Genomic DNA, 23,126 nt, shown 5'->3' with positions numbered 1-23,126 from the left:
ATCGGTCAGGCGCCGTTTCCGCACACCACTGAGCTCGCTCGGCGAAACGAGGGCGGAGTCGGCCGTCAGCGCCTCGGTGGTGTCGACCCAGATGTCACCCCGACGCCCGGTCGGCGGTCGGCGGTCGGCGGTCGGCGGTCGGCGGTCGGCGGTCGGCGGTCGGCGGTCGGCGGTCGGCGGTCGGCGGTCGGCGGTCGGCGGTCGGCGGTCGGCGGTCGGCGGTCGGCGGTCGGCGGTACCGGATCGAGGTCCAGGGGCGCGTTGCCGAGCGATTTCACCGAGCTCCACCTCTCCTGCCCCTGGTGGTCGGCCTTGCCGACCGCCGGAACTTCGTCGTCCCCGGCCGGCGCCAGCCATGCCAGTACGCCCACGAACAGACCGAGCACGCCGACCACGCCCCCGACACCGGTCCACCAGTGCGCCGTCAACCAGGCCGTCGTCCCACGGCGAAGGCCCCCCGTCCTCCCGCCCCGTCCCGGCTGTCGGCCCGGCTCTTCGTCGGGAGGTGAGGGGCTACCGGCCGATGTGGGGGCATTCATGCCGATCATTAGGTGTGGCTCGCACGCGCCGGAGTGGTCGACTCCGTTGCATCAGCTTCGGACTGCCGGCCGGGAACGCCGCCGCCGCGCCGCGACCGAGGAGATCCTTTTCGGTCAGGCCGTCTTGACCGTGCCGCCGTCGATGATGTGGTCGGCGCCGGTGATGTTGCCGGCGACGTCCGAGAGGAGGAAGGCGATCAGGGCCGCGACTTCTTCCGGCTCGGTGATGCGGCCCGAGACGATGCCGAAGGCCGGTGGCATCTGCTCCAGGAAGGTGGCGTGGTCCATCCCGGCTCTGGCCGCGACCTTGCCGCCGTAGCCGTCGGGGTCCACCCAGACGGGGGTGCGGACCGCGCCGGGGGACACGGTGTTCACCCGTACGCCCAGTGGCCCGAACTCCTCCGCCAGGGTCTTGCCCAGCGCGGTGAGGGCCGCCTTGGCCGCGCTGTAGGCGACCGGGCCGCTGGTGGGCTGCCGGGCGCTGATGGATGAGACGTTGACGATCGATCCACGGCGTTCGATCAGGCTGGGCAGGGCGGCGCGGGTGGCGCGCACGGCGCTGAGCAGGTTGAGGTCGAAGACCCGGGACCAGTGCGCGTCGTCGGTGTCGAGGAATCCGCAGGGGTCCATGTCGTCCCCGGCGCCGACGTTGTTCACCAGCAGGTCGATGCCGCCGAGTGTGTCGAGGGCCTCGCTCATCAGGGCGGCGACGCCTTCGGCGGTGCTCAGGTCGGCCGACACGGTGTGCGCGCCGGTGTCCTTCAGTTCGGGGGTGAGGGTGCGGGCGGCACCGACGACACGGACGCCCTCGGCGGTCAGGGCCCGGACGGTGGCGAGTCCGATGCCCCGTCCGGCGCCGGTGACGACCGCCGTCTTCGAAGTGAGGTTGAGGTCCACGGCACTCCGGTTCTCGAACGGCACGTAGGTGATGAGGGAGGGAACTTCGGGCCAGGGCGGTGCCCCGGTAGGCGTCACCCCGACGTACTGCCCATCGTCCCGTCGGCCACGCGTACGGTCCATGGCGCATCGGGGGCGCACACCAGCGGTCGCGGGCTCGTGAGGCGCCCCGCCGTGCGCTGCCGCCCCGCCGGGCTCCGCCGCTTACGCGTGCCGCGCTCGCGGTGGAGCCCGGCGATTTCAGTCCTGCGGACCGGCTTGCCCGGCCTCATCTCCCGGGGGCGTTCGGGCGGCCGAACCAGTCGAGGCAGAGCACCAGGGCGTCGTCGATCGTGTCCGCCTCCCGGAATTCGGCCAGCGCGCGGAGTACGGCACGGGGCACGTTCGCCGCCGGGAGCAGGCTGGTGGCGTGGATCGCGCGGGCGAGGGCCCGCTCCCCGTAGAGGTCCCCCCGGGGTGAGGTGGCGTCGAACACGCCGTCGCTCACCACCAGCAGCCGGTCGCCGGGCAGGACCTGGAGTTCCTGGGCGACATAGTGCGTCTCCTCGAACATGCCCAGCGGCAGTTGGGCGTCCACCTCGATGCGCTCCACGGACCGTTGCCGACGCCGCCAGAGCTGGGGGGAGCCCGCGTCCACGATCTGCGTACGTCCGGTGGAGAGCTCGAAGCGCATGAGCAGGGTGGAGACGTGGGCGGCGCCCCGGTGCTGTTCGTAGAGGGCCTGGTCCGCGAGGGCGGCCTGGTCCGCGAGGGGGATACCGGCCCGGCGGGCGTTGCGGAGCGCGTTCACCGCCAGGTGGGTGAGCAGGGACGCCTGGATCCCGTCGCCCATGCCGTTGGTGACGGACAGGGTCAGCTCATCGCGGTCCGCGGCCCAGTCGTAGTTGTCGCCGTGGATGGCGTAGGCGGGCTCCAACTGCGCGCCGATGGCGTACTCCTCGCCCGAGCAGGCGCGGGCGGGCAGCAGGTGCCACTGCATCTCCGCCGCCAGGGTGAGTCTGCTGGTGCGGCGCGCCCGCCGGTACAGGTCGGTGTCCCGTTCCGCGACGAGGATCGCGTGACCCAGGATGTCGGCCGTCCGCATCAGCGCTTCGGCGGCTTCGCGGGTGGACCGGTCGGCGGGCAGCCGTACGGTCAGCACGCCGAGCCGCTCCCCGCGTACGGTCACCGGGAGGTAGTGGTCGACAGGGCCTCCGGGGCGGTCCGTGTGCGCGTACGGCTCCTGGCTGCCGAAGGACCGCCCGTGGGGGCCGTGGTGGATCGGCACCGGGTGCGGTGGATCACCGGCCGGCACTGTCTCCCGGTCGGCGGCTTCCAGGGGGTTCAGGGCGGTGAGTCCGTAGTCCGCGAGGAAAAGGTCCACCAGGACGGCTCCGTGCGACGCCGCAAGCAGGTCACGCACCGTCTCCAGCAAGTCGTACGGGGCCGCCGCACGCAGTGCTTCCGCCGTCTCGGGGCTGTGGGTCACGGTCTTTCCAGCGTCCTTCGATCTGAGGTGGGCGGGGTCCCGGGCTGACAGACACGGTGCCCGGGTGACAAAGTGGGCGGGTGTCCCGTTTTTCCGGCCGGTCCCCTACGGACGAGCAGTTGTCCGAGGCAGTCTGCGACGCCTCGGAGCTTCTTGAGGTCTTGTGGGGACGGGGCCAGGAGGCCACGCACGCCGTCACCGTCTCTCCGTCGCAGCTGCGTGCCCTCCTCGTCATCGAACAGGACGAGGGGACGAATCTCCGGGCGCTCGGTGAAGCGATCGGGTCGAGCCCCCCGTCGGTGAGCCGGCTGTGCGACCGGATGGAGGCGATGGGACTGGTGGAACGACGTCCCAGCCGGACGAGCCGGCGCGAGGTCGAGCTCAGTCTCAGCCCACGGGGCCGCGTCCTGCTGCGGGAGAGCCGCGCGAACCGCAAACGTGAGGTGGCCGCCGTGCTGGCCGTGATGGGGCCCGCCGCCCTGGACGCGCTCGCCGAAGGGCTCGCGGCGTTCCGCGCGGCGGCGGCCCAGATCGAAGGCCGCCGAGGAGCGTCCGCGAGCGACGGTGCCGCTTCCGTCGCGAACAGTGCGTAGCGTCACCCGGAAGCGGGTCCCGTCCATCGGTCACGCTCCGGTCGAAGGTCCACTGACGCCGGGAGAACAGATCGTTCCCCCAGCGGGAATGTTGTCATAGGGCAACTATGGCAGCCCGACCGTACGCGGGGCGGGCCGCCATCGCACTCGGGGCCTCCGGGCCGACTGGTGGTCCGGCATTGAAATATTGCCATGCGACAAATGATCGCTCTACTCTCGACCCGGACGCATCCCGGCGGCCCACCACGGGACACCGCGCCCCTGGCGAGAGGAGAAGCTGAGCCATGGGAACCGGCCCCGACATCCGGCATGAGGTGAGCAGGGGCAGAACCACCGGCCCCGCGGATCCCCTGCCGGGTCCGCGCCCGCGCACAGGCCCCCCGGGCGCCCCGTGGAACAGCGAAGCTCCCAGTGTCCTGCTCATCGAGGACGACGACGGCGACGCGCTCCTGGTCGAGGAACTGGTTCTCGACAGCGGTGTCCCGCTGAAACTCAGGCGGGCCACCTCGCTGGCGGAGACCGTGCGGGAGCTGGCGATCCACGTACCGCAGTGTGTCCTGCTGGATCTGCATCTGCCGGACGCCCAGGGCCTGGAAGCGCTCAGGACGGTCCTCGACCGCACCCCCGAATCGGCCGTGGTCGTGCTGACCGGGCTGGCCGAGGAACAGGCGGGGCTCGCCGCCGTCGCCGCGGGAGCCCAGGACTATCTGATCAAGGGGCGGCTGGAGGCGGACCTCTTCGTCCGCGCCATCCGCTACGCGGTCCAGCGCAAGCAGACCGAACTCGCCGCCGCCGCGCTCCAGGCCGGACGGTTGCGCGCCCAGGAGAACGCACGGCTGGAACGCGGTCTGCTGCCCACCCCCTTGCTGGTCGACGACTCCGTGGCCATCTGCGCCCGGTACCAGCCGGGCCGGGCGCAGACCCTGCTGGGCGGAGACTTCTACGACATCGTCCAGACCCCCGACGGGACGACCCACGCGGTGGTGGGCGATGTGTCCGGGCACGGACCCGACGAGGCGGCCCTCGGCGTCTGTCTCCGCGTGGCCTGGCGTTCCTTCGTCCTCGCCGGGGCCCGGGGCCAGCGACTGCTCGGACTGCTGGAGCGCATCCTGCTCGCCGAGCGCTCCGGGCCGGAGATCTTCGCCACACTCACCACCCTGAGCCGCACCGCGGGCGACCCGCACATGGACGTGCAGCGGGCGGGCCATCTGGGCCTGCTGCTGCGCTCCCCCGGTACCGGCGTCCGCCTGGAGGAAGTGCCCGGGGGCCCGGCGCTCGGCCTGCTGCCCGACCACCCCGCCCACTGGCCCGTCACCAGGGTTCCGATCCCGGAGAACGGCGCGGTGATGCTCTTCACCGACGGCCTCGTCGAAGGGCGCACCGGGGTGGGCACCGAACGCCTCGGGGAGGACGGACTTCTCGCCCTCGCACGACTCCACGCGGACCTGCCCGCGCACGCCTTCGTCGACACACTGATCCACTCCGCCCAGGAACTCGCCGCGGCGGACGGCGGACTCGCCGACGACGTCGCCGTGCTCCACCTCGAATGGAAGCGCCCCACGTGACCGCCCCGGAAGAGCCCCCCGCACCCCTGGCCCCCGCCCCCCGCGGCCTCACCGTCCAGGCGTGGTTCATGCTCGCCCTGGCCGTCCTGGGCGCCATGACCCTGGTCGCCGCCGGAGTGGGAGCCGCGCTGCTCTCCCGCAGCACCGACGCGGGCAACCACCTGGTCGACCACATCGACCCGGCCCGCACGGAAGCGTTCCAGCTGCGCACTGCCCTGCTCGACCAGGAGACGGGCGTTCGCGGCTACCTCCTCAACGACGACCGGAACCTGCTGGAGCCCTACCACCGGGGCCTCGCCGCCGAGAAGAAATCGACCGCCGCCCTGGACCGGCTGATGCACCACGTTCCCGAGACGCTCGCTGATCTACGGGCGACAGAACAAGCGGCGGACGACTGGCGCGCCAAGTTCGCCACCGCCGCCGTCTCGACAGGCGGGCGCACCGACTCCGAGGCGGTGGAACGCGGCAAGCGGCACTTCGACCGGATACGCGAACGGCTCGACGTCCTCCAGGACCATCTGACCCGGCAGCAGGCCGAGGCACGAACCGCTTTCGGCCAGGCGCGCTCGGAACGCGACCGGGTGTTCGCGGCCGTACTGATCGCCTTCCTGCTCACCGGGGTGTGCCTCGCCGTTCTGCTGCGCGTTGCCGTGGTACGCCCGCTGACCGCCGTACGTCTGGCATCCCGCCGCGTCGCCCAGGGCGAGTTCGATCACGCGATACCGCAGACCGGCCCGGCCGATCTGCGGTCGCTGGCCCAGGCCGTCGAGGCCATGCGCCGGCGGACCGTCAGCGAACTCGCCGCCTCCCGGCACAACGCGGCGGAGCTGAGACGGCGCACCCAGGACCTGGACGCCCAGGCGGTCGAACTGCGCCGCTCCAACGCCGAACTGGAGCAGTTCGCCTACGTGGCCTCGCACGACCTCCAGGAGCCGCTGCGCAAGGTCGCCTCGTTCTGCCAGCTGCTGGAGAAACGGTACGGGGAGCGGTTCGACGAGCGGGGCACCCAGTACATCGCCTTCGCCGTCGACGGCGCCAAGCGCATGCAGATCCTGATCAACGACCTCCTCACCTTCTCCCGCGTCGGGCGGCTCCAGGACGAGCGCCGGACCGTCCCCTTGGACGGGGTCCTCGATCGCGCCCTGGACAACCTCGCCACCGCGATCGAGGCCGGTGACGCCGGGATCGACCGTCCCGAGCGGCTGCCCGAAGTCGTGGGAGACCCCACACTGCTCGCCATGCTCTGGCAGAACCTCATCGGGAACGCGGTGAAGTTCCGGCACCCCGACCGGCCTCCGCGTGTCGCGATCACCGTCGACCGCGACACCTCCGTCGAGCCCCCGCACTGGACGTTCACCGTCACGGACAACGGCATCGGCGTCCCGCCCGAGTTCGCCGAGAAGGTCTTCGTCATCTTCCAGCGCCTGCACAGCCGGGACTCGTACGACGGGACAGGCATCGGCCTGTCCCTGTGCAAGAAGATCGTCGAGCACAGCGGCGGCCGGATCTGGATCGACACCTCGCACACCGACGGCACCCGCCTCGCCTTCACCCTCCCCGTGCGCGACGCCGGGAACGCGTCCACCGAGTCCGACCCCGCCGTGCCGGCCACCACAGAAGGAAGCGTCCCATGAGCACCGTCCCCCAGCCCGAGCCGGTCGTCGTCCTCCTCGTCGAGGACGACGCCGGTGACGAGCTGATGACCCGGGAAGCGTTCGAGGACAACAAGATCGGTAACACCCTGTACGTCGTGAGGGACGGCCTGGAGGCACTGGACTTCCTCCATCGGCGCGGGGAGCACGCGGACGCGCCCCTCCCGGATCTCATCCTGCTGGATCTGAACCTTCCGAAGTACGACGGCCGCGAAGTCCTCAAACAGATCAAATCCGACGCCCGGCTGAGTCATATCCCGGTGGTCGTGCTCACCACATCAGCCGCCGAGGAGGACATCCTCCGCAGCTACCGGCTCCACGCCAACGCCTACGTGACCAAACCGGTCGACTTCGACCAGTTCATCCGCGCGATCCGGCAGATCGACGAGTTCTTCGTGACCGTGGTCCGGCTTCCCCGTCCCACCTGACGTGCCGCGCGACGGCATGCCGCGGGGACACGTCCCGCCGTAGGCAGCGATAGAGGGCCGGCTCCGATCGAGGCATTCTTGGAGCCGAACCTCTTCCTCCGGCGTGAGGACCCCGGTCCCGGGGGCCGGGCCTTCGGTCGGGGTGCTGGCGGTTGCCGAACCAGCCGGCGCGAAGAGCGCTGTGGCCACAGCCATGGCCACGGCGGTCACGGTTGGTGAGAGTACGTCGACACGCACGGCGCGACACGCAGGGCGGGAGCGTGGTCGGGTTCGCCTTCACCGAGCTGCTGGACTTCCGCCCGCCGCCGCGGCTGAAGAACATCGGCAGCATCCGCCTGTACGGCCCGGACGGCTCCCCGCCCGGCCGGCGCTCGGTGCCTCGCTGACGCGGCCGATCCGCTGGGAGCTGATCGAGCAGCAGTACGACCAGATGATGAAGTACGCCACCGCGCTCCGGCTCAGCACCGTCGGCCACCCTCGCCGGCCGCGCCCGCCCGCCGGCGGTCGGGAACCTGGCCTGGACGGAGGAAGACCGGGCCGAGGGCACCGACGAGGGAGATATCCGTTGGAGATCGTCAACCCGCTCGCGTGCCCAGACTCCGCGTCAGGGTCGGGATCATCACGGCTGCGGGGACGAGGTGCAGCCCGAGGAGGGCGGTGATGGTGGCCGTGGTCGCCCCGGAGAGAAGCGGCGGGATCAGCGAGATGGCGGTCAGCGACATGGCCGTCCACACGAATCGCTCGGCGGGGCGAGCGCTCAGGCGCAGCAGGGCGGCGGCAATGACGATGCCCACGGCCGAGAAGAAGCCGGTCACGACGGCGATGCCGGACAGCGGGACGGTCTCGCCACCCTGGACCTCGAAGTCGGCTCCGGCGGCCCGGGCGAGCGCGGCGGCGAGAGTGGTGGCCGCCGCCGCCGCGAGCGTGGCGATGAGGCCGGTGCCGACAAGGCGGCGGAGTCGGTGGGGGTGACTGGCGCGGTTGGCGCCCTGGTGGGTAACGACGGCGGTTTCCTTCATGCTGTTCATGTCGTTCCTCTCGTCATTCGTCAAGGGCCTGGCTTCCGGGCGGAGTGATGACGCGCACCCTGGCCGTGCGACGGTAGGGGTTGTGCAGGGCGCGGACGCCGGTGCCGCGGAGCCAGAACGCGGCGTCATGTCCGAGGACCGGCCCCGGCTCGCCGTCACGTAGCTCCAGCCGTACCCGGCCACGGGTGACGACGCAGAACGCGTTGTGCCATTCGTCCGCGATCACGGCGATGCGTGCGCCGGCGCGCAGCGCGAGCGTGTGCACCGGGTTACTCGGTGCCGTCGGCCGACAGGCGCTCCGGCAGTCCGAGCCGCGGGAACTGGTCGTCGTGGAACGTGGTGATCTCGGTGATCGTCCCGCCGGTGACGCGCAGGACATCGATCGTCAGCGGCAGGTACGCGCCCTCGGACTGCTGCCAGAGGTAGAAGGCCAGGGCGGGCTGCCGGTTCACCGAGGTGGGAACGGCGCGCAGGCCGGTCATGCCCTCGAAGCCGCTCTCGGTCAAGAAGTCCACCACTGCGTCGCGGCCGACGTACAGGCCCGGCGTGGGCGGCATCGAGAAGCGGACGTCGTCCCGCAGCATCGAGGCGAGCGCCTCGACGTCCGTGGCCACGCTGGCCTCGGTGTAGCGGCGCACCAGCTCACGCATGGTGGCGTCCTCCTCTCCGCCGGTCCAGTCCTGCCGCTCCGCGGGCAGGTGCTCCCGCATCCCGGCCCGGGCGCGCTGCAAGGCGCTGTTCACTGAGTTGACGGAGTCGCCGAGGAGTTCCGCGACGTCCTTCGCCGGCCAGCCGAGCACGTCCCGCAGGATCAGCACGGCCCGCGGGCGCGGCGCGAGGTGCTGGACCGCGACCAGGTACGCCAGCTCGATCGTCTCCCGCGCGACGGCGACGGTTTCCGGCTCGTCCGCGTCACCCGCGGGCAGTTCGTCGAGCAGCCGGTCCGGGTAGGGCTGCAACCACCGCGCCTCGCCGCCGGTCGCGGGCTCGGGGCGGCGCTTGGCGAGCAGGTCCAGGCAGGCGTTGGTGGCGATCCGGTACAGCCAGGCCCGCAGCGTCGACCGCCCCTGGAAGGTCTCCCGCCGCCGCCAGGCACGGAGGAACGTCTCCTGCACGGTGTCCTCGGCGTCCTCGAACGACCCGAGCATCCGGTAGCAGTGCACGTGCAGCTCCCGCCGGTGCCGCTCGGCCAGCCCCGAGAACCCCGACTCGTCGGCCTCGCCCAGCCCGCTCATACCCAGCTCCTCCAGCACGGTGTCCGCACTCATCACGTCATCCTTCCGTCTCACCCTGTCCGGTCGTACATGTGACGGGTACGGTCGCGAAAACTCATCACCAGGGTCGGCCGGGATGGCTGGGCAGCCGGCATGCCCCGCCATCCGGGCCGACGGCATCTGCCCGCTATTCGCCTGTTCAAGCAGACGCTCGGCTGGACCAGGCCCCGACTTCGAAACTCGGAAGCGGCCGACCGGAGGACCTGGCTGGTGATCCCCGCCGATGCCCAACTCCGGCTGGCCCGCCCACTGGCCACGGACCTCCGCAGGCCATAGGAGAAACCAGCCGAGCCGAACAAACGCACACCAGCCCGCGTCCGCAGAGAGTTCAGAAACCTGCGCGCGAGGACCGGTTCCCCAGCCGGTGCACCGAAACCATCCCGCCCCGGTCCGGGTCGGTCACCCGGTTCGAAGAACCGCTACCCAGCCACACGTCATGGCGTCGGCAGAGTGCTCGCCACCGGCGAGGCATCCCCCAGCCTCCACACCCTCGCCGCGGGCATCGAACGTGACCGCGACGCCGTCATCGCCGGACTCACCCTGCCCTGGAACTCCGGCGTCGTCGAAGGACACGTCGACCGAATCAAGATGCTCAAGCGCCAGATGTTCGGCCGCGCCGGCTTCGCTGTCCTACGGAAGAGAGTTCTTCTGGCCAGCTGACCACAGGCACCCATAGGGTGACGGCGACGAGAGAAGTTGCACCATGGATCCCCGCATACCCCGCCTGCGTCGCAAGCTCGCCGCGATCCCGTTCCAACCCCTGCGCAGCCACTCCTTCGGGGAAGAGCAACACGAGTTTCGCCTCGGTCCGAAGCTGGCGGAAGCACGCCTCGCAGCGTTTGAGGCCGAGCACGGCATTGTCCTGCCCGACGCCTATCGGCAGTTCCTCACACACATCGGCAGCTCAGGCGCGGCACCGTTCTACGGCCTCATCCCGCTGGAGCAGTGTTCCCTGCTGTTCATGAATCCGCGCGGGGAGCCAGGCGCACCTCGTGGCTTCAGCGGCACAGGATCCGGGACTCACGAACGCGACCTCTTCCTCCACGTCATCGAGATGGGCTGCACCGACGTATGCGTCATCGCGGTGACTGGTCCCCTCACCGGCCGCGTCCTCATCGGCAACGGCGATGGGTTCTGGGGCCCCAACGTCTCCTCCGCCACCGACTTCCTCGACTGGTACGAACGCTGGCTCAACCAGATGAGCGCCGGACGCGACAACCGGGCCCTGGAACTCACCTCACCCCAGCTTCGTGTCCATCCCGACCGGCATCACATGGCCCCGAAGATCTGACTCTCCGTGACAGCTACACGGAATGTGAGCCAGAACCGGAACTCGTGAGCATCCCGCCCGGCCTGGCACTTCGGCGCCTCCCGAACCACTGTCGAAGTGCTGCTCCGCGTACGAAGCCATTGGGCACGTACGTGACGTACAGCCCCGCTAACTTCGGTTCGGGCGATACGAATTCGCAAAACGGACGCTACTGTCCAGCCCCAGACAGGAGCGGGGCGCGCGGAGAGACAGAAGGCCCCGAGAGGCAAGTTGTCTCCCGGGGGTCTGTACGCGCGCCCGAAGCGCCACCGCGCAGCGACGGCTCGAACCGCTGGGTTCCACAGCGGCCCGCATGCGCGTACCGACCGCCTTGGCATTCCCCTTCGACGAGAAGTGGTCCACGTGCGCTCAGGCACGCTTCCGCCCTTCTCACTCCCCAGGGGAGACACCCCCCGGCGGCGCAGCCCGGTTAGCCGCAGAAACCTCAACGCGAGAGGGCATCGCGCGTCTGGCGCCGGAGGACAGCGCTACGTGTCCGTTCGCCGTAGCTACACGGAACCCGGGCCCGAACGGGCGTCTATGAAGTGGTTCGGCCGAACCACTTCATAGACGCATTGCCGCTCATCGAACGGAAGTCCCGGAAACGGTTCGGCCGAACCCGTTTCCGAAGTCCTGCTTGCCCTCCGCCCTGGCGGGCGACGTATGCGTCGCCTCCGGATCGTGGTCCTGTTGGTGTGGTCGCGCACGTGGGTGCAAGCCGCCCACGTGCAGCGGATCGTCGGATGGCAGGGTGAGTACCGAACCACCGTGTCTCCCGACGGGATCACATGCCGTACTGACCACAGCACGCTGATCCAGAAGTGGTCCATATTCCGGGGATACCGAGAAACGGAAGGTCACTTCGTCCTGCTCAGCCGTGACCCCAACATCATGATGCTCGACGTCCTGGCCAAGCGGGCAATACGTGAGACCGGGGACCTAGAGCGGCTACGGGCGATCCTGGACCTGCGCATCCCTCGCATGTGACAGATTTCCGCCATTGCGACAACAAGGGCGCCCCTGTGACAACCATCCCGCTGTGGCTCAATCGCGGTTTACAGCAGGTGCTGAATTCAGGGGTACCGGATTTCGCATCCTCTTGACTGGACGTTCGTGAGAGATGTGTCCAAAGGTTTTCCCGTAACTGATGGTGTCACGTCTCAGTGGGGTCCGGTCGATACTGCTGAGAGCGGGCGAGTTCTGAGCGACAAACCAGGTCGACGTGGGTCAGTGCGGTACCCGATCATGTGTTCATGCCCCTGATAGAGACTCTTGCCCGAGTCGATGCGGACCTGGCCGCCGGCCGGGTTCCCGTCGCGCGCCAGCGTTTGCGCGGCCTTGTCTCATCCTTCCCGCATGACCTGACACTCCGTCGGCGTCTGGCCGAGGTATACCGGCTCTACGGTGATGCCGCCGAGGCCGGACGCTGGATGTACCTCGAAGAGGACCGCGACGCCGACGAGACCGCCGCCTTCGAGGCGCGGTACGGGTCTTCCGGGTGGCGGATGAAGGCCCTCGCCTGGCACGGCCCCGAGGCTGTGGCTGCCACCTCCTTCGCGGAGGGGCAACTGGTCGCAGTGCGGACCACCTGCGCCGAGGAGCTGGGGCACTCCGTCGACTGGGACGACCCCGCCTCCTACCGGGACGGCCTGGAGGAGAAGTACGGGGACGCGCCGTCCGAGCCGTGGACGGTCGGCGGTGTGCTGGCGGGCGTCGGCTGCCTGGTGGGGGCCCTTGCGTTCCTCGCGATCTGGGTGAATGGAGTCGTTGCCCTCTTCGACTGACCAGGCACCAGGAGCCGGTGAGGAGCGGCCGCTCATGGTTCGGTGGGACCGTCGAGAGCTGCCGTGAACGGGACACTGGCGACGAGTGAAATTGATCTCGCGGTGTCTGCTGTGACCACGGCGTCGCAGCCGTCCTGGAGAGCCCCCGTTCACCGGGTTGAGCCTCGCTGTTCGGCACACTGGCAACGGCTGCGGCACGAAGGAATGACGCGGTCCGCAGAGGTCGGCCGTGGAGCCTGTCCTGGAAGACCGGGTGCTGCTGGTCACGGCTTACTGGCGCACCGACTTGACGCTGCGGCAGTTCGCCCCGCGGTTCGGCGTCTCGAAGTCCGCAGCTGACCGCATCATCAAGCACCCTGGCCCGCTGCTCGCATCCAAGGTCCGCAGGCGCTTCGCGTGGACACCGTGCTCATCGTGGACGGCACCCTGGTCCCCACCCGCTACCACACGGTGGCCGAGCGGTCGAAGAACTACCACTGCCCCACCAACCACCACCGACACCCGGCGCGTCGTCGTGGTCGGCCGGCCGTTGCCCGGCAACCGCAACGATTGCAGGGCGTGGGCGCTGTCCAGAGCCAAGGCCGCCGTCGGCCGCACCACCGTGATCGGCGGTGGCTACCGGGGCACCGCGCACCGCCGCAGCAGACGCGGGACGGCCCTCGCGGGAAGAACAGACTGCACACCTGGCCGACCGGATGCGGCTCGGCGGTCGCGCACGCGACGGCCGAGCACGCACGCGCCCTCCCCCGGCCATTGCGATGACCACCGGATCGGGCGACTGTCCCAGGGGACGATGCCGCGTCGGGAAAAAGCGGCAACGCGGGTGCGGGCGGGTACGCCGTCCTGGGTCCCATGCAGGACATCGGGACGGTTCAGCGCGCCGGCGTGCTTCCCGGAAGGCGTCCCTCGCCGCGGCCCGGGACCGGCCGGCGCGCAGCAGGCCGGGTACCCCGGCTCACCGTCGGGCGGATCTGGACGTCGGGCAGCTCGAACGCGCGGTGCTCAGCCGCAGGGCCCACCCGGCCCGGCTGCTGGCAGCTCCGGCCGGGGTGCCGGCGGCCGGAGCGGAAGAGTGGGGCCTGTCGTGAAAGCGTCACCGCATGTACGAGTGAACGTGCGGGAGAGAACTTCCGGCCCGGGACGCCCGCGGCGGAGCTCGCGGGCACGCTCGCGATGTACGGGTTCAACGATCGCAGTGCGTACTCATGGGCTTGCGTGATGCCCTGTGTCAGTCGCGCGGCACCGGGCCAGGGCGGGTGGATCGTTCTACGGTGGGCACACGGGGGTGCAAAACATGTTCCCCGGAGTTGTTGGAGAATTTCATGGCAGTGCGTCACCAGCTGATTCGCAGGCCGCCCGCTGAGGTGTGGGCAGTGCTCGCCGACGGGTCCCGCTACGGCGAGTGGGTGGTCGGCCCGGATTCCTCCCGGCAGACGGACGGCGACTGGCCGCGGACCGGCGCCACCCTGGAGTACACCATTCGCCTGGGCCCGTGGTCGGGGACCGGGAGGACGGTGGTCCGCGATGTGGAGCCGCCGCGCCGGATCGAACTGGAGGCCGAAAGCGGCCGACTGGGTACCGCGCGTATCGCCATCGAAGTACGCCCATGGGGCGAGAAGAGCCTGGTCATCGTGGACGAACATCCGCTGCGCGGGCCGGGCGGCCGCCTCCACAACACCGCGCTCGACTCCCTGCTCCAGCTGCGCAACAGGAAGATGCTCAGCCGCCTCGCCGACGTCGTCGAGAGCACGTCCCCCCGGTCGGCCGAGCGGACATGAGGCCCGGCAGGTCCACCTGGCGCGATCAGGGACCAGCGGAATAGTGGAAGGCGGCCCGGAGCAGGGAGGACTTGCCGCTGCCGGAAGGGCCGAGGACGGCGGTGAAGCGGTGCCGTCGGGTCAGCGCGGTCAGCCGGTCCACCAGCCGGTCGCGCCCGAAGAACAGGGCGGCGTCATCCGGTTCGTACCGGGTCAGACCCCAGTAGGGCGGTCGGACGCCCGTGTCGGCGCCGAGGACGGCGGCCTGAGCGCCCGTCTCGCGCCAGCGCCGCTCCCACTCCTCCGGGTCGCCGCCTCAGAAGCCGACGTAGGCGAGGGTCACCGCGAGCGCAGAGTGCTGCCCGCCGGGCGCCGCCTGTGACAGGGCGGTCGCCGAGAACGGGAGATTCTGCCCCATCGCCTGGTACGTCGGGCACCCCACCGATTCCCGCAGGGCGCGGAGATCCGCGGCGAACCGCTGCACAGGTCCGGCCCTCGCCCCCGGGTCGAGCCGCCGCTCCCGGCGTTCCTCTCCGTGTCCGCTCACCTGCCTCGCCCGCCCCTGCCGCCGCTCTCGGTCCCCTCATCGCACGGCAGCCCCCACCCGAGCGGCCTCGGTTCACCCATCAGCAGGAAGCCGTCCTCTTCGGTACCGGGCATACGCGCGTCGACGGCCGTGCCGTCCCCGAGGGCGGCTGCGCACAACAGGCGGACATCGGCCTCGGACTCTCCCGCTCCGGCGGTCCTGACCTCGACCTGCCCCAGCGGCTGTCCAACGGGTCCTTCAACGCATCCCAGAAGGATTCCCGCACCCGCAAAGCGTTCGCCCGGTGGGCGCGGTGCATGGCGGACGCCGGGTACGACTACCGCAACCCGCTCGCCCCACCGGTCGACCCGCGGCTGCGCGACGCCCCGAAGCACGAGGCGATCCGCACCGCGGCACGCGACATCACCTGCAAGAAGCGAACCAACCTGGTCGGAATCTGGTTCGCTGTCGAAACCGCCTACCAGAAGCAAGCAGTCGACAAGCACCGCGAAAGACTGAACACCGTACGACACGTCATCGCGGAAGCCACCCGCGACAACCGCCGCTCCCCCGCCCCCTCCAGCGCCCACCAGGGGCTCCCTACGTCATGAAGTCCCCTACGCCGGAAAGCGCGCGCACGTCCCGGCTGGCGGGGAACGGCTGGACCTGACCACATGTCCGACGCCGCCCCGCCGATGGACGCGGCGGCCATGAACTCGCGTACGAGCAGATCGCCGGGTACGACGAGCCCGCACAGGCGCCCAAGCCCCGGTGTCCAGCCTCCTCTCCCCTCCCGGTGCGGTCCACCCTGCCCGGTCCGCCGAGGTCTTCCGCCTACGGGTCGCGCAGCGGGCACTGGCGGGGGCGGGATGGCGTAGCCGGTGGAGCGTCCGGCCGACCAGGTCCTCGATGTCCTCGGGTGAGGCGAGCGGGTTGGCCGGCCCTGGACCGGGCCGCCATGGGCACCGTCCTGAGCGGCCCGGCGGGCTGCTCAGGTCAGTCGGCGACCCACCAGCCGGAGAGCTTAGGGGGGAGGGCCGAGCCGTGCGGCTCGGCCCATGCCGTGTACTCGCACTTGGACGTAGGCGTCACCGACAGGGTCACGGTGCCCTGGTCGGGGTGGACCCAACTGTTCTCCAGCGACCCTCGGCTGGGCCGGTTCGGGCAGTAGCCCTCCCGGAGGTGGATGAGCCGGAAGTAGTTGTGCGGGTTGCCGGTGATGTCCGCGTGGATCTTCCGCGTGTCCTCGTTGAGCCACAACCGGACGTTGGGGAAGCCCCCGCTCTCCATCAGGAGGCGGAACCGGTATGCCGCCGTCGCAGGGGCAGCCTCGGCCCCGGCGGGCGGTGAAGCCGTCAGGCTTGCGCAGAGTACGGCGGCGACCGCGCCGAGGCGAACGAAGGTCTTCCAGTTCTTGGCCATGTCTCCTCCAGTGGTGCCGCGCCGGGAAGACAGCCGGCGCGTGTGTGCTCGCGTACTGCCCATCGCTGAGGTGGCGCCATACGCTTCGCCGCGAAGGATCAGCCGGACGAATGACGCATGCCCCGCCGCCAGGCCCCACTACCACGGAGCGCCTTGGCGAGCAGGAGAGCAAGAACGGGGCTCAACCGGCCACCCGCGACCACCCCGGCTCCCCGCCATGGAAATGAACAGCCAGAGGCGCTGAGGCAACCCATGCGGTAGACATCGAAGTCATATACGGCCTCTGACATGAGGCATCAGTCCAGTATCTGGATCAATTCGCTGCGAGTTGAGGTGTGTACCACCCGGCCGCGTGCTCCGTTGACGATGGGTAGGTACGGCGGGACGTGGCCGCACTCGACATCAGCGATGATCGGAACGTTCAAGGGGCCGAGTGCGTCGAGCACGGCTTGGTGCTGGGTGAGCGAGTCGGCGCCGGGTGCCGACGTCCGTGCCACAAGGATCGCGTTCGCAGTGTCGAAGAAGCCGGCCAGTCTCATCCCATGCAAGTTCCTGCAGATGGCGAAGGCGTCGTCGCCTCCTGCTTCGACATACACGAGGAGACCTTCCGGGGACTCCGCCTGTGCGAAGGCCGAGACATCGAGGTAGGGCGTTCCCGTGAGGTTGCACAGCATCTCGATACAGCCCCCGATCAGACGCCCCTCGACCTCCAGATCTCCCTCGCCGTCCAGCCGGGTCCACCTGCCGGGCGTGTCGAGCGTGTACTCGCGCACCTCCGGGTGGGCCCGGTAGTCGTCCCAGCCCGTGGCCCGGTAGCGGTTCGGCGGGGTCTGCGCGTACCGATGCCCCCGCGGGGCAGCGGCGATATCGAGCCATGACAACAGTCCTTCCGGTACGCGGTAAGGCGTGTCCATGAGGTTGTTGCCGTGCACGGTCGCCATCCCGGTGAGGAGGGTCAGCGGCGTGATGATGGTCGACATGTCGGAGAACCCGACAAGCCAGGTCGGCTCGGCATCACGCAGCCGGTCCCAGTCCAGCAGCGGCAGCAGGTCGATCGCCGTCTCCCCACCCCACGGCGGCACCACGGCTCTGATGCCGGGATCCGTCAGCATCGACATCAGCTCTCCCGCGCGATCGGCCGCAGGGGCACTGACATGGCCGGCACCGTCCATACAACGGCCGACAACTACCTCGTATCCCCGGGCCTCTACATCGTGAATCGCCACGTCAAGGCGACTGTGCAGCTCTTTCGGGACCCCGCTCGAAGGAGAAGTGATGCCGATGCGGTCACCAGGGCGCAGGGGGCGCGGATATCGAACTGACATGCGCGGGAGTCTGACACGACACCACAGCGGCGCGATACCGACTTTCGGCATGCCCCGAAGAGCAGATCTGACGGGTCATTGTTCGGAACCGGCCTCCACACCCTGCGACACCCCTTCACCAGGCAGATGGCCCGGATGGTCACCGCGGGCGGGTCGGACGGCCGGTCGTACGTGCGGCGGGCGATGACAGAACCGGCGCAGCGAGGGCTGGCGGAGACGAACGGCAAGGACGGCCGACACCCGGTCCGGCACCTGACGGTGGCCGGGCGGAAGGCCCTGGCCGACGGCAACGAGCTGCCCCGGCGTCCGAGGGCCGTGACCGGGGCGAGGGCCGTCCGGGCCGGGTTCGGACCGCACGGCACCTCCTCGACAGCCGCCGCCGGCCGCCGACGTCCGCGGCATCACCATCGCGGTCTGGGTCAACACCCTGCCCCGCCTCCAGCAAGGCGAACCCTGGTACGCGATCGGCACGGATGACCCCGAACGGCGGCGCCTGCGCTCCCCCGAACCGTCCGGCCGCTGAGCCGCCCGCCCCTCGGGCAGCACCCGTGACCGTGAAGGGCCTGCGGCATCCGGCCCGCAGGCCGGCACCGGTGCCGGCACCGGGATCACGGTGCCAACAGGTGGGCTCGGACAGCTCCGGTGGGGTGCGCGCCGCCTCGCAGGCCGTGGACAGGACCCGTGGGACGCTACAGAGAAGGACCCCCCACAACGGCTGTGAACTATGGGGAGTCCGGGCGGACGTACTCGATCAGGCGGGCCGGGTTGTCGGCCGCGTGTCCCTCCCGGACCGCCCGGTCGAGCCCTGTTTGGACGGGCGCGAGCCAGTCGGTGGGGAGGCCGAGTTCGCGGCTGGTGCGGATGATGTGGCCGACGGCCAGCTGGTTGGTGGAGATGTTGGAGACCTCGGTGGCGTAGTCCGCCTCGTCGACGACGCGGGCGCTCTCGGCGTCGAAGAGCCCGGCGAGCACCGTGTGGAACACGCTGGCCGCGTGCGGCTGGAACTCGGTCGCGGAGACGCCCGCCGTGCCGACCATGGCCTGTGCGTGGGTGAGCCCCTGCCCGGTCGCGTACAGCAGCGTGAGCAGCGCCATGTCGTAGAGCAACGGCAGTCCCGGGTCGTCCCCGAGGTAGGTGTTGGCGCCGCCGAGGACGCGGAGCAGGGGTTCCTGGGCATCGAACGTCTTTCGCGGGCCGCCGTGCAGGAGCAGGGTCCCGGGCAGGCCGATCATCTGCGGCACGCCCATGATCGCCCCGTCGAGGTAGTCGGCGCCGTGCGCTGCGGCCCAGGACGCGGCCCGGCGGGCCTCCTCGGGGGTGCCGCTGGTGAGGTTGAGCACGGTGCGGCCGTCCACGTCGGCGGCCAGCGGGTCGAGCACCTGGTGGGCCACGTCGTACGTCGACACGCAGACGATCACCACGGGGGCGGACCGGACGGCGTCGGCGGCGGTCCGCGCGCGTACGGCGCCCTGGGCAGCCAGGGCGTCCGCCTTCCCTGGTGAGCGGTTCCAGACGGTGGTGGGGTGGCCGGCGCCGAGCAGGGCGGCGGCCAGGGCCCGGCCCATCAGGCCGAGGCCGAGTACCGCCACGGGAGTGCGGGTCTGAACGGGGCCGGGGTTGGTGTTGTCGTTCGTGGTCATGGGACGACTGTGGCTTGCGGGTGTGCCGCTCGGGTGCCGCTCCGGTGCCGGTCGGCCGGCGCATATCGTAGGCGCATGCGATTCGGGGTGCTGGGCCCGCTGGCGGTCCGGGCGGCGGACGGGAAGCCGGCCGCGGTCCGCGAGACCAAGGTCCGCGCCGTGCTCGCCGCGCTGCTCGTGCACGCCGGGCGTCCGGTGACGGCCGACCGTCTGATCGAGGGCCTCTGGGGTACGCGGCAGCCCGTCCACCCGGCAGCGGCGCTGCGGGCCAAGGTGTCGCGGCTGCGGGCGGCGCTGGAGCGGGCCGAACCGGGTGCGCGGGGGCTGGTGGAATGGAGCCCCGCCGGATACCTGCTGCGGACCGGCGACGGTTACGCGAGCGTGGACGCCGAGCGGTTCCGGACGCTGACCGCACGGGCCCGTACGACCGCCGCCCCGGCTGAGCGCGCCGCGCTGCTGGCCGACGCGCTGGCCCTGTGGCGCGGCCCCGCTTACGCCGACTTCGCCGACGAGGCGTTCGTCCGGCCGGAGTCCGCCCGGCTGGAGGAGGAGCGGCTGACCGCCCTGGAGGACCGGGCGGAGGCGCGGCTCACGCTGGGCGAACACATCGCGCTGGCGGGTGAGCTGAGCGCGCCGGTCACCGCGCACCCGCTGCGCGAACGGCTGCGGGCGGCGCACCTGCGGGCGCTGTACGGCGCCGGGCGGCAGGGCGAGGCGCTGGCCTCCTACCAGGAGCTGAGCCGGTTGCTGGCCGATGAGCTGGGCGTCGATCCGGGACCGGAACTGGCCGCACTGCACGAGGCGATGCTCCGCCAGGAGCCCGCTCTCACCCCAGGCCCCGCCCCGTACGCCGCCCGCCCGCCCGTCGCCGCGCCGCCCCCGGCCACGAACCTGCCCGCCCCGCCCACGAACCTGCCCGCCCCGCTCTCCGGCCTGATCGGCCGCGAAGCCGCCCTCGCCGGGGTACGGGAGCGGCTCGGGCGGGGCAGGCTGGTCACCCTCACCGGCCCGGGCGGTGTCGGCAAGACCCGGCTCGCGCTGGCCGCCGCCGCCGAGTCGGCCGAACCGTACGATCCGCACGGCCTGTACGAGGACGGCGTGCGGCTGGCCGAACTCGCCGCTCTGGAGCGGACGGCGGACGTGCCCCGGATCGCGAGGACGCTGGCGACCGTTCTCGGCCTGCGGGACGAGGGCCGCACCACCACCGCCGAGCAGCTGGCCGACGCGCTGCGCACCCGCCGGATGCTGCTGGTCCTGGACAACTGCGAGCATGTGATCGGCCCGGTCGCCGAGCTGACCGGGGCACTGCTGCGGACGGCGCCCGGACTGCGTGTGCTGGCCACCAGTCGCGCCCCGCTGGAGGTTCCCGGCGAACTGGTGTTCCCGGTGCCGCCGTTGGAGACCCCGCCACCGGGCGCGTCGCACGGTGCGCTGCGGGAGTCGGGTGCCGTACGGCTGTTCGCCGAAAGGGCCGCCGCCGCGGTGCCCGGGTTCACCGTCGGCGAGGACAACGCCGCCGCGGTGGCCGCCGTCTGCCGCCGGCTGGACGGGCTGCCGCTCGCGCTGGAGCTGGCGGCCACACGGATGCGGATGTTCGGCGCGGCCGAACTGGCCGAGCGGCTGGACGACCGCTTCGCGGTGCTGGCCGGTGGACGGCGCGCCGCCCCGGCGCGGCAGCAGACGCTGCGCGGAGTGATCGACTGGAGCTGGGAACTGCTGACCGGGGCCGAACGGACCGTGCTGCGCAGGCTGTCCGTGTACGCGGACGGCTGCACGCTGGAGGCGGCCGAGGCGGTGTGCGCGGGAGACGGGGTGCGGCGGTCGGAGGTCCTCGGACTGCTGGGGCAGCTGGTGGACCGCTCGCTGGTCGTGGCGGTGGCCGGGCCTCCGGCACGGTACCGGCTGCTGGAGTCCGTACACGCCTACGCACGCGAACGGCTGGCGGAGTGCGAGGACGCGGAGCCGGGCGGGACCGAACGGGTACGGGCGCGGCACCACCGCTACTACGTCGAGTGGGCCGAGCGGGCGGAGCCCCGACTGCGCGGCCACGCGCAACGCGACTGGCTGCGCCGTCTGGACGCCGAGACCGCCAACCTGCGGACGGCCCTGGACGGTCTGGCGCGCGGCACCGGCGAAGACGCGGCGGAACTCGCGCTGCGGCTGGTGAACGCGCTGTCCTGGTACTGGTACCTGCGCGGCCGGCTCGGTGAGGCGCGCGCCGCTCTGGACCTGGCGCTGACCCTGCACACGCCCGGCCCCGTCCCGGAGCCGATTCCGCACCCGGGACCGATCCCGTCCCCGAAACTGAACCCGCTCCCGGAGACGGCGCCCGTCCGGGACCTGCGCGCGCGGGCCCGTGCCTGGCGCGCGGGCATCGCGCTGCTCATCCTGGACGGTGCCGACCGCACCCCGCTGGAGCGGATCCCGGACTTCCCGGCAGCCGTCGAAGACCCGGCCGCGCGTGCCATGGCCCAATGGTTCCTCGGCTTCGCGCACACCGGCTTCGGCGATCCGGCCGTCAGCCGGGACCTGATCGACCGCGCCTACGCCGGGTTCACCGCCCTTGGCGACCCATGGGGCACGGCTGCCGCGCTGAGCGTACGGGCGTCGCAGCTGCACGCGTCCGGCACCGACACCGCGCTGCGGGACAGCGGACGGAGTCTGGCCCTGTTCGAACAGGTCGGCGACGGCTGGGGGATGCTCCGCGCGATGCGCGTGCGGCGCGGACTGGTCGAGATCGCCGGGGACTACGCGGCGGCCGAAGGCCTGGACCGGGACGGCCTGCGCCTCGCCGAGGAGCTGGGCCTGAACTCGGAGACCACCGCGCTGCTCTCCCGCACCGGCCGCACGGCGCTGCTGCGCGGCGACCTCGCCGCGGCCGAGGAGTACCACGAGCGCGCCCGCAGGCTGGCCGTCCACCACGCCGACCAGCGGGCCCGGGAGGTCGCCGAGGTCGGCCTCGCCCTGGTCGCCCGACGGCAGGGCAGACTGGCGGTGGCCGAGGCGCATCTGCGCACCTGGCTGGCCTGGTGCCGCCAGTGGGAGGGCGCCCCGGGCATCGCGCTGATCCTCGCCGAACTGGGCTTCGTCGCCGAGCTGCGCGGCGACGCCGCCGCCGCGACCGCGCTGCACGAGGAGGGCCTGGCAGCGGCGCGCGGCACCGGTGACATCCGCGCGGTGGCGCTCGCGCTGGAGGGGGCAGCGGGCGCGCGCGCGTTGACCGGACGGTACGACGAGGCGGCCCGGCTGCTGGGCGCGGCCGAGGCCGCACGGGAGTCGGTGGGGGCGCCGCTGCCGCCGGGGGAGCGCGGCGACGTCGAGCGGATCACCACCACCGTACGGGCTGCGCTCGGGAGCCGCGGGTACACCGCACAGCTGGCGCGGGGGCGGTCGCTCGGCACGGAGACCGCGGCGACGCGGACGACTGGACCGGACTGCCGCGATGAACCGTGCGGAGTTGACTGACCGGCGTCCGGCTCCCGGACAGCGACGTCGTCGCTGCTCAAGGCCCACCTCTGCACACCCCGGGGTCGACGATCGGGCCCATGCCTCCTGCCGGGTCCGGTGACGCGTTCGGCCGTGTCCCGGCTCCTTCTCGCGGACCCGTTCCCGGCCGCCGCTGTCGCGTACGCCGAACGTCGGCCGCCCACCCGCCGACCCCCGACGGCGGGCACATGGACGGTGACAGTGGCCATCACCGGGGCCGGAGCCGGGACGGGAACAGGCTGACCGCCCCGCGCCCCACACCGGAGAACCTCGCACCGGAGAGCCCGCACCACAGGCCCTTTACCAGAGATCTCCGTTCTCCGCAGCCCCACTGCTCCGTACCCGCCCATCCATTCCAGCCAGTCACACAGGGCTCATTGATCCGTGTTCATCACTGGGGAATTGTGTGTGGTCGTTGCAGCGATCTGCGACG

Annotated in this window: 22 protein-coding genes and 2 pseudogenes; 13 read left to right on the top strand and 11 right to left on the bottom strand. The window is 71.3% G+C overall.

Annotation, left to right across the window (positions count from 1 at the left end; all coding sequences use genetic code 11):
* Positions 1–65: 65 nt before the first annotated feature.
* The 3 genes from OG711_RS37770 to OG711_RS37760 all read right to left on the bottom strand — a co-directional run bounded on the left by OG711_RS37770 (position 66) and on the right by OG711_RS37760 (position 2,904).
* Positions 66–428 carry a hypothetical protein gene (locus OG711_RS37770; protein WP_329563437.1) on the bottom strand — a complete coding sequence of 121 codons (363 nt, stop codon included), beginning with the start codon at positions 426–428 and terminating at the stop codon, positions 66–68.
* 225 nt (positions 429–653) lie between these two features.
* A complete protein-coding gene (locus OG711_RS37765) occupies positions 654–1,436 on the bottom strand; it encodes an oxidoreductase (protein WP_073788008.1) in 783 nt (260 codons plus the stop codon).
* Positions 1,437–1,704: 268 nt separating this feature from the next.
* On the bottom strand, positions 1,705–2,904 hold the full coding sequence (locus OG711_RS37760) for a PP2C family protein-serine/threonine phosphatase (protein WP_329563436.1): 1,200 nt from the start codon (positions 2,902–2,904) through the stop codon (positions 1,705–1,707).
* 119 nt (positions 2,905–3,023) lie between these two features.
* On the opposite strand from OG711_RS37760, the gene OG711_RS37755 reads away from it, so the two are divergent.
* From OG711_RS37755 to OG711_RS37735, 5 genes are all read left to right on the top strand, one after another.
* A complete protein-coding gene (locus OG711_RS37755; RefSeq protein WP_073788012.1) occupies positions 3,024–3,497 on the top strand; it encodes a MarR family winged helix-turn-helix transcriptional regulator in 474 nt (157 codons plus the stop codon).
* A gap of 284 nt (positions 3,498–3,781) precedes the next feature.
* On the top strand, positions 3,782–5,062 hold the full coding sequence (locus OG711_RS37750; protein WP_329563433.1) for a PP2C family protein-serine/threonine phosphatase: 1,281 nt from the start codon (positions 3,782–3,784) through the stop codon (positions 5,060–5,062).
* Between the two features lie 68 nt (positions 5,063–5,130).
* Positions 5,131–6,696 (top strand): sensor histidine kinase, encoded by a 1,566-nt coding sequence (locus OG711_RS37745; RefSeq protein ID WP_405675106.1) that lies wholly within the window; start codon positions 5,131–5,133, stop codon positions 6,694–6,696.
* The gene (locus OG711_RS37740) at positions 6,693–7,142 is read left to right on the top strand and encodes a response regulator (RefSeq protein WP_073788017.1); all 450 of its coding nucleotides are present in this window, start codon (positions 6,693–6,695) and stop codon (positions 7,140–7,142) included. The genes OG711_RS37745 and OG711_RS37740 overlap by 4 nt, the downstream gene beginning before the upstream one ends.
* Before the next feature lie 260 nt (positions 7,143–7,402).
* Positions 7,403–7,528, top strand: a complete 126-nt coding sequence (locus tag OG711_RS37735) for a hypothetical protein (protein WP_329563429.1) — start codon at positions 7,403–7,405, stop codon at positions 7,526–7,528.
* A 189-nt stretch (positions 7,529–7,717) separates the two neighbouring features.
* Here OG711_RS37735 and OG711_RS37730 read toward each other — a convergent pair whose 3' ends face one another.
* From OG711_RS37730 to OG711_RS37720, 3 genes are read right to left on the bottom strand one after another with little or no spacing between them, the layout of a single operon-like run.
* Entirely contained in the window at positions 7,718–8,170 is a 453-nt protein-coding gene (locus OG711_RS37730) for a DUF6069 family protein (RefSeq protein ID WP_329563427.1), read from the bottom strand.
* Between the two features lie 13 nt (positions 8,171–8,183).
* Positions 8,184–8,435 carry a hypothetical protein gene (locus OG711_RS37725; protein WP_329563424.1) on the bottom strand — a complete coding sequence of 84 codons (252 nt, stop codon included), beginning with the start codon at positions 8,433–8,435 and terminating at the stop codon, positions 8,184–8,186.
* Between the two features lie 4 nt (positions 8,436–8,439).
* Positions 8,440–9,438, bottom strand: a complete 999-nt coding sequence (locus OG711_RS37720; protein ID WP_329563422.1) for an RNA polymerase subunit sigma-70 — start codon at positions 9,436–9,438, stop codon at positions 8,440–8,442.
* 138 nt (positions 9,439–9,576) lie between these two features.
* Here OG711_RS37720 and OG711_RS37715 point away from each other — a divergent pair.
* The 6 genes and pseudogenes from OG711_RS37715 to OG711_RS37690 all read left to right on the top strand — a co-directional run.
* Positions 9,577–10,104, top strand: a pseudogene (locus tag OG711_RS37715) (hypothetical protein); the annotation flags it as partial.
* Positions 10,105–10,147: 43 nt separating this feature from the next.
* Positions 10,148–10,735 (top strand): SMI1/KNR4 family protein, encoded by a 588-nt coding sequence (locus OG711_RS37710; RefSeq protein ID WP_329563420.1) that lies wholly within the window; start codon positions 10,148–10,150, stop codon positions 10,733–10,735.
* Positions 10,736–11,434: 699 nt separating this feature from the next.
* Positions 11,435–11,740 (top strand): YcxB family protein, encoded by a 306-nt coding sequence (locus OG711_RS37705; protein ID WP_329563418.1) that lies wholly within the window; start codon positions 11,435–11,437, stop codon positions 11,738–11,740.
* 266 nt (positions 11,741–12,006) lie between these two features.
* On the top strand, positions 12,007–12,537 hold the full coding sequence (locus OG711_RS37700; protein WP_329563417.1) for a DUF6584 family protein: 531 nt from the start codon (positions 12,007–12,009) through the stop codon (positions 12,535–12,537).
* Between the two features lie 102 nt (positions 12,538–12,639).
* Positions 12,640–13,198, top strand: a pseudogene (locus OG711_RS37695) (helix-turn-helix domain-containing protein); the annotation flags it as partial.
* Positions 13,199–13,859: 661 nt separating this feature from the next.
* On the top strand, positions 13,860–14,315 hold the full coding sequence (locus tag OG711_RS37690) for an SRPBCC family protein (protein ID WP_329563415.1): 456 nt from the start codon (positions 13,860–13,862) through the stop codon (positions 14,313–14,315).
* A gap of 25 nt (positions 14,316–14,340) precedes the next feature.
* Here OG711_RS37690 and OG711_RS37685 read toward each other — a convergent pair whose 3' ends face one another.
* Together OG711_RS37685 and OG711_RS37680 are read right to left on the bottom strand one after the other, a co-directional pair.
* A complete protein-coding gene (locus OG711_RS37685; RefSeq protein ID WP_329564246.1) occupies positions 14,341–14,511 on the bottom strand; it encodes an nSTAND1 domain-containing NTPase in 171 nt (56 codons plus the stop codon).
* Positions 14,512–14,610: 99 nt separating this feature from the next.
* Entirely contained in the window at positions 14,611–14,841 is a 231-nt protein-coding gene (locus tag OG711_RS37680) for an XRE family transcriptional regulator (RefSeq protein WP_329563413.1), read from the bottom strand.
* A 296-nt stretch (positions 14,842–15,137) separates the two neighbouring features.
* Here OG711_RS37680 and OG711_RS37675 point away from each other — a divergent pair, with 296 nt between their 5' ends.
* Positions 15,138–15,431, top strand: coding sequence for a hypothetical protein (locus OG711_RS37675; protein WP_329563411.1), 294 nt, complete (start codon positions 15,138–15,140; stop codon positions 15,429–15,431).
* A gap of 385 nt (positions 15,432–15,816) precedes the next feature.
* Here the strand turns inward: OG711_RS37675 and OG711_RS37670 are convergent, their stop codons facing one another.
* From OG711_RS37670 to OG711_RS37660, 3 genes are all read right to left on the bottom strand, one after another.
* Positions 15,817–16,242: a hypothetical protein gene (locus OG711_RS37670; protein ID WP_073788036.1), complete on the bottom strand. Its 426-nt coding sequence runs from the start codon at positions 16,240–16,242 to the stop codon at positions 15,817–15,819.
* 296 nt (positions 16,243–16,538) lie between these two features.
* A complete protein-coding gene (locus OG711_RS37665) occupies positions 16,539–17,567 on the bottom strand; it encodes a S66 family peptidase (protein ID WP_329563409.1) in 1,029 nt (342 codons plus the stop codon).
* Between the two features lie 722 nt (positions 17,568–18,289).
* Positions 18,290–19,207, bottom strand: coding sequence for an NAD(P)-dependent oxidoreductase (locus tag OG711_RS37660; protein WP_329563407.1), 918 nt, complete (start codon positions 19,205–19,207; stop codon positions 18,290–18,292).
* A 75-nt stretch (positions 19,208–19,282) separates the two neighbouring features.
* On the opposite strand from OG711_RS37660, the gene OG711_RS37655 reads away from it, so the two are divergent.
* Positions 19,283–22,672 carry a BTAD domain-containing putative transcriptional regulator gene (locus OG711_RS37655; protein ID WP_329563405.1) on the top strand — a complete coding sequence of 1,130 codons (3,390 nt, stop codon included), beginning with the start codon at positions 19,283–19,285 and terminating at the stop codon, positions 22,670–22,672.
* Positions 22,673–23,126 lie beyond the last annotated feature (454 nt).

Source organism: Streptomyces uncialis (genome assembly GCF_036250755.1).
Classification (GTDB): domain Bacteria; phylum Actinomycetota; class Actinomycetes; order Streptomycetales; family Streptomycetaceae; genus Streptomyces; species Streptomyces uncialis.
Note: the sequence above shows the minus strand (reverse complement) of the source record. Positions and strands in the feature narration are given on the sequence as shown.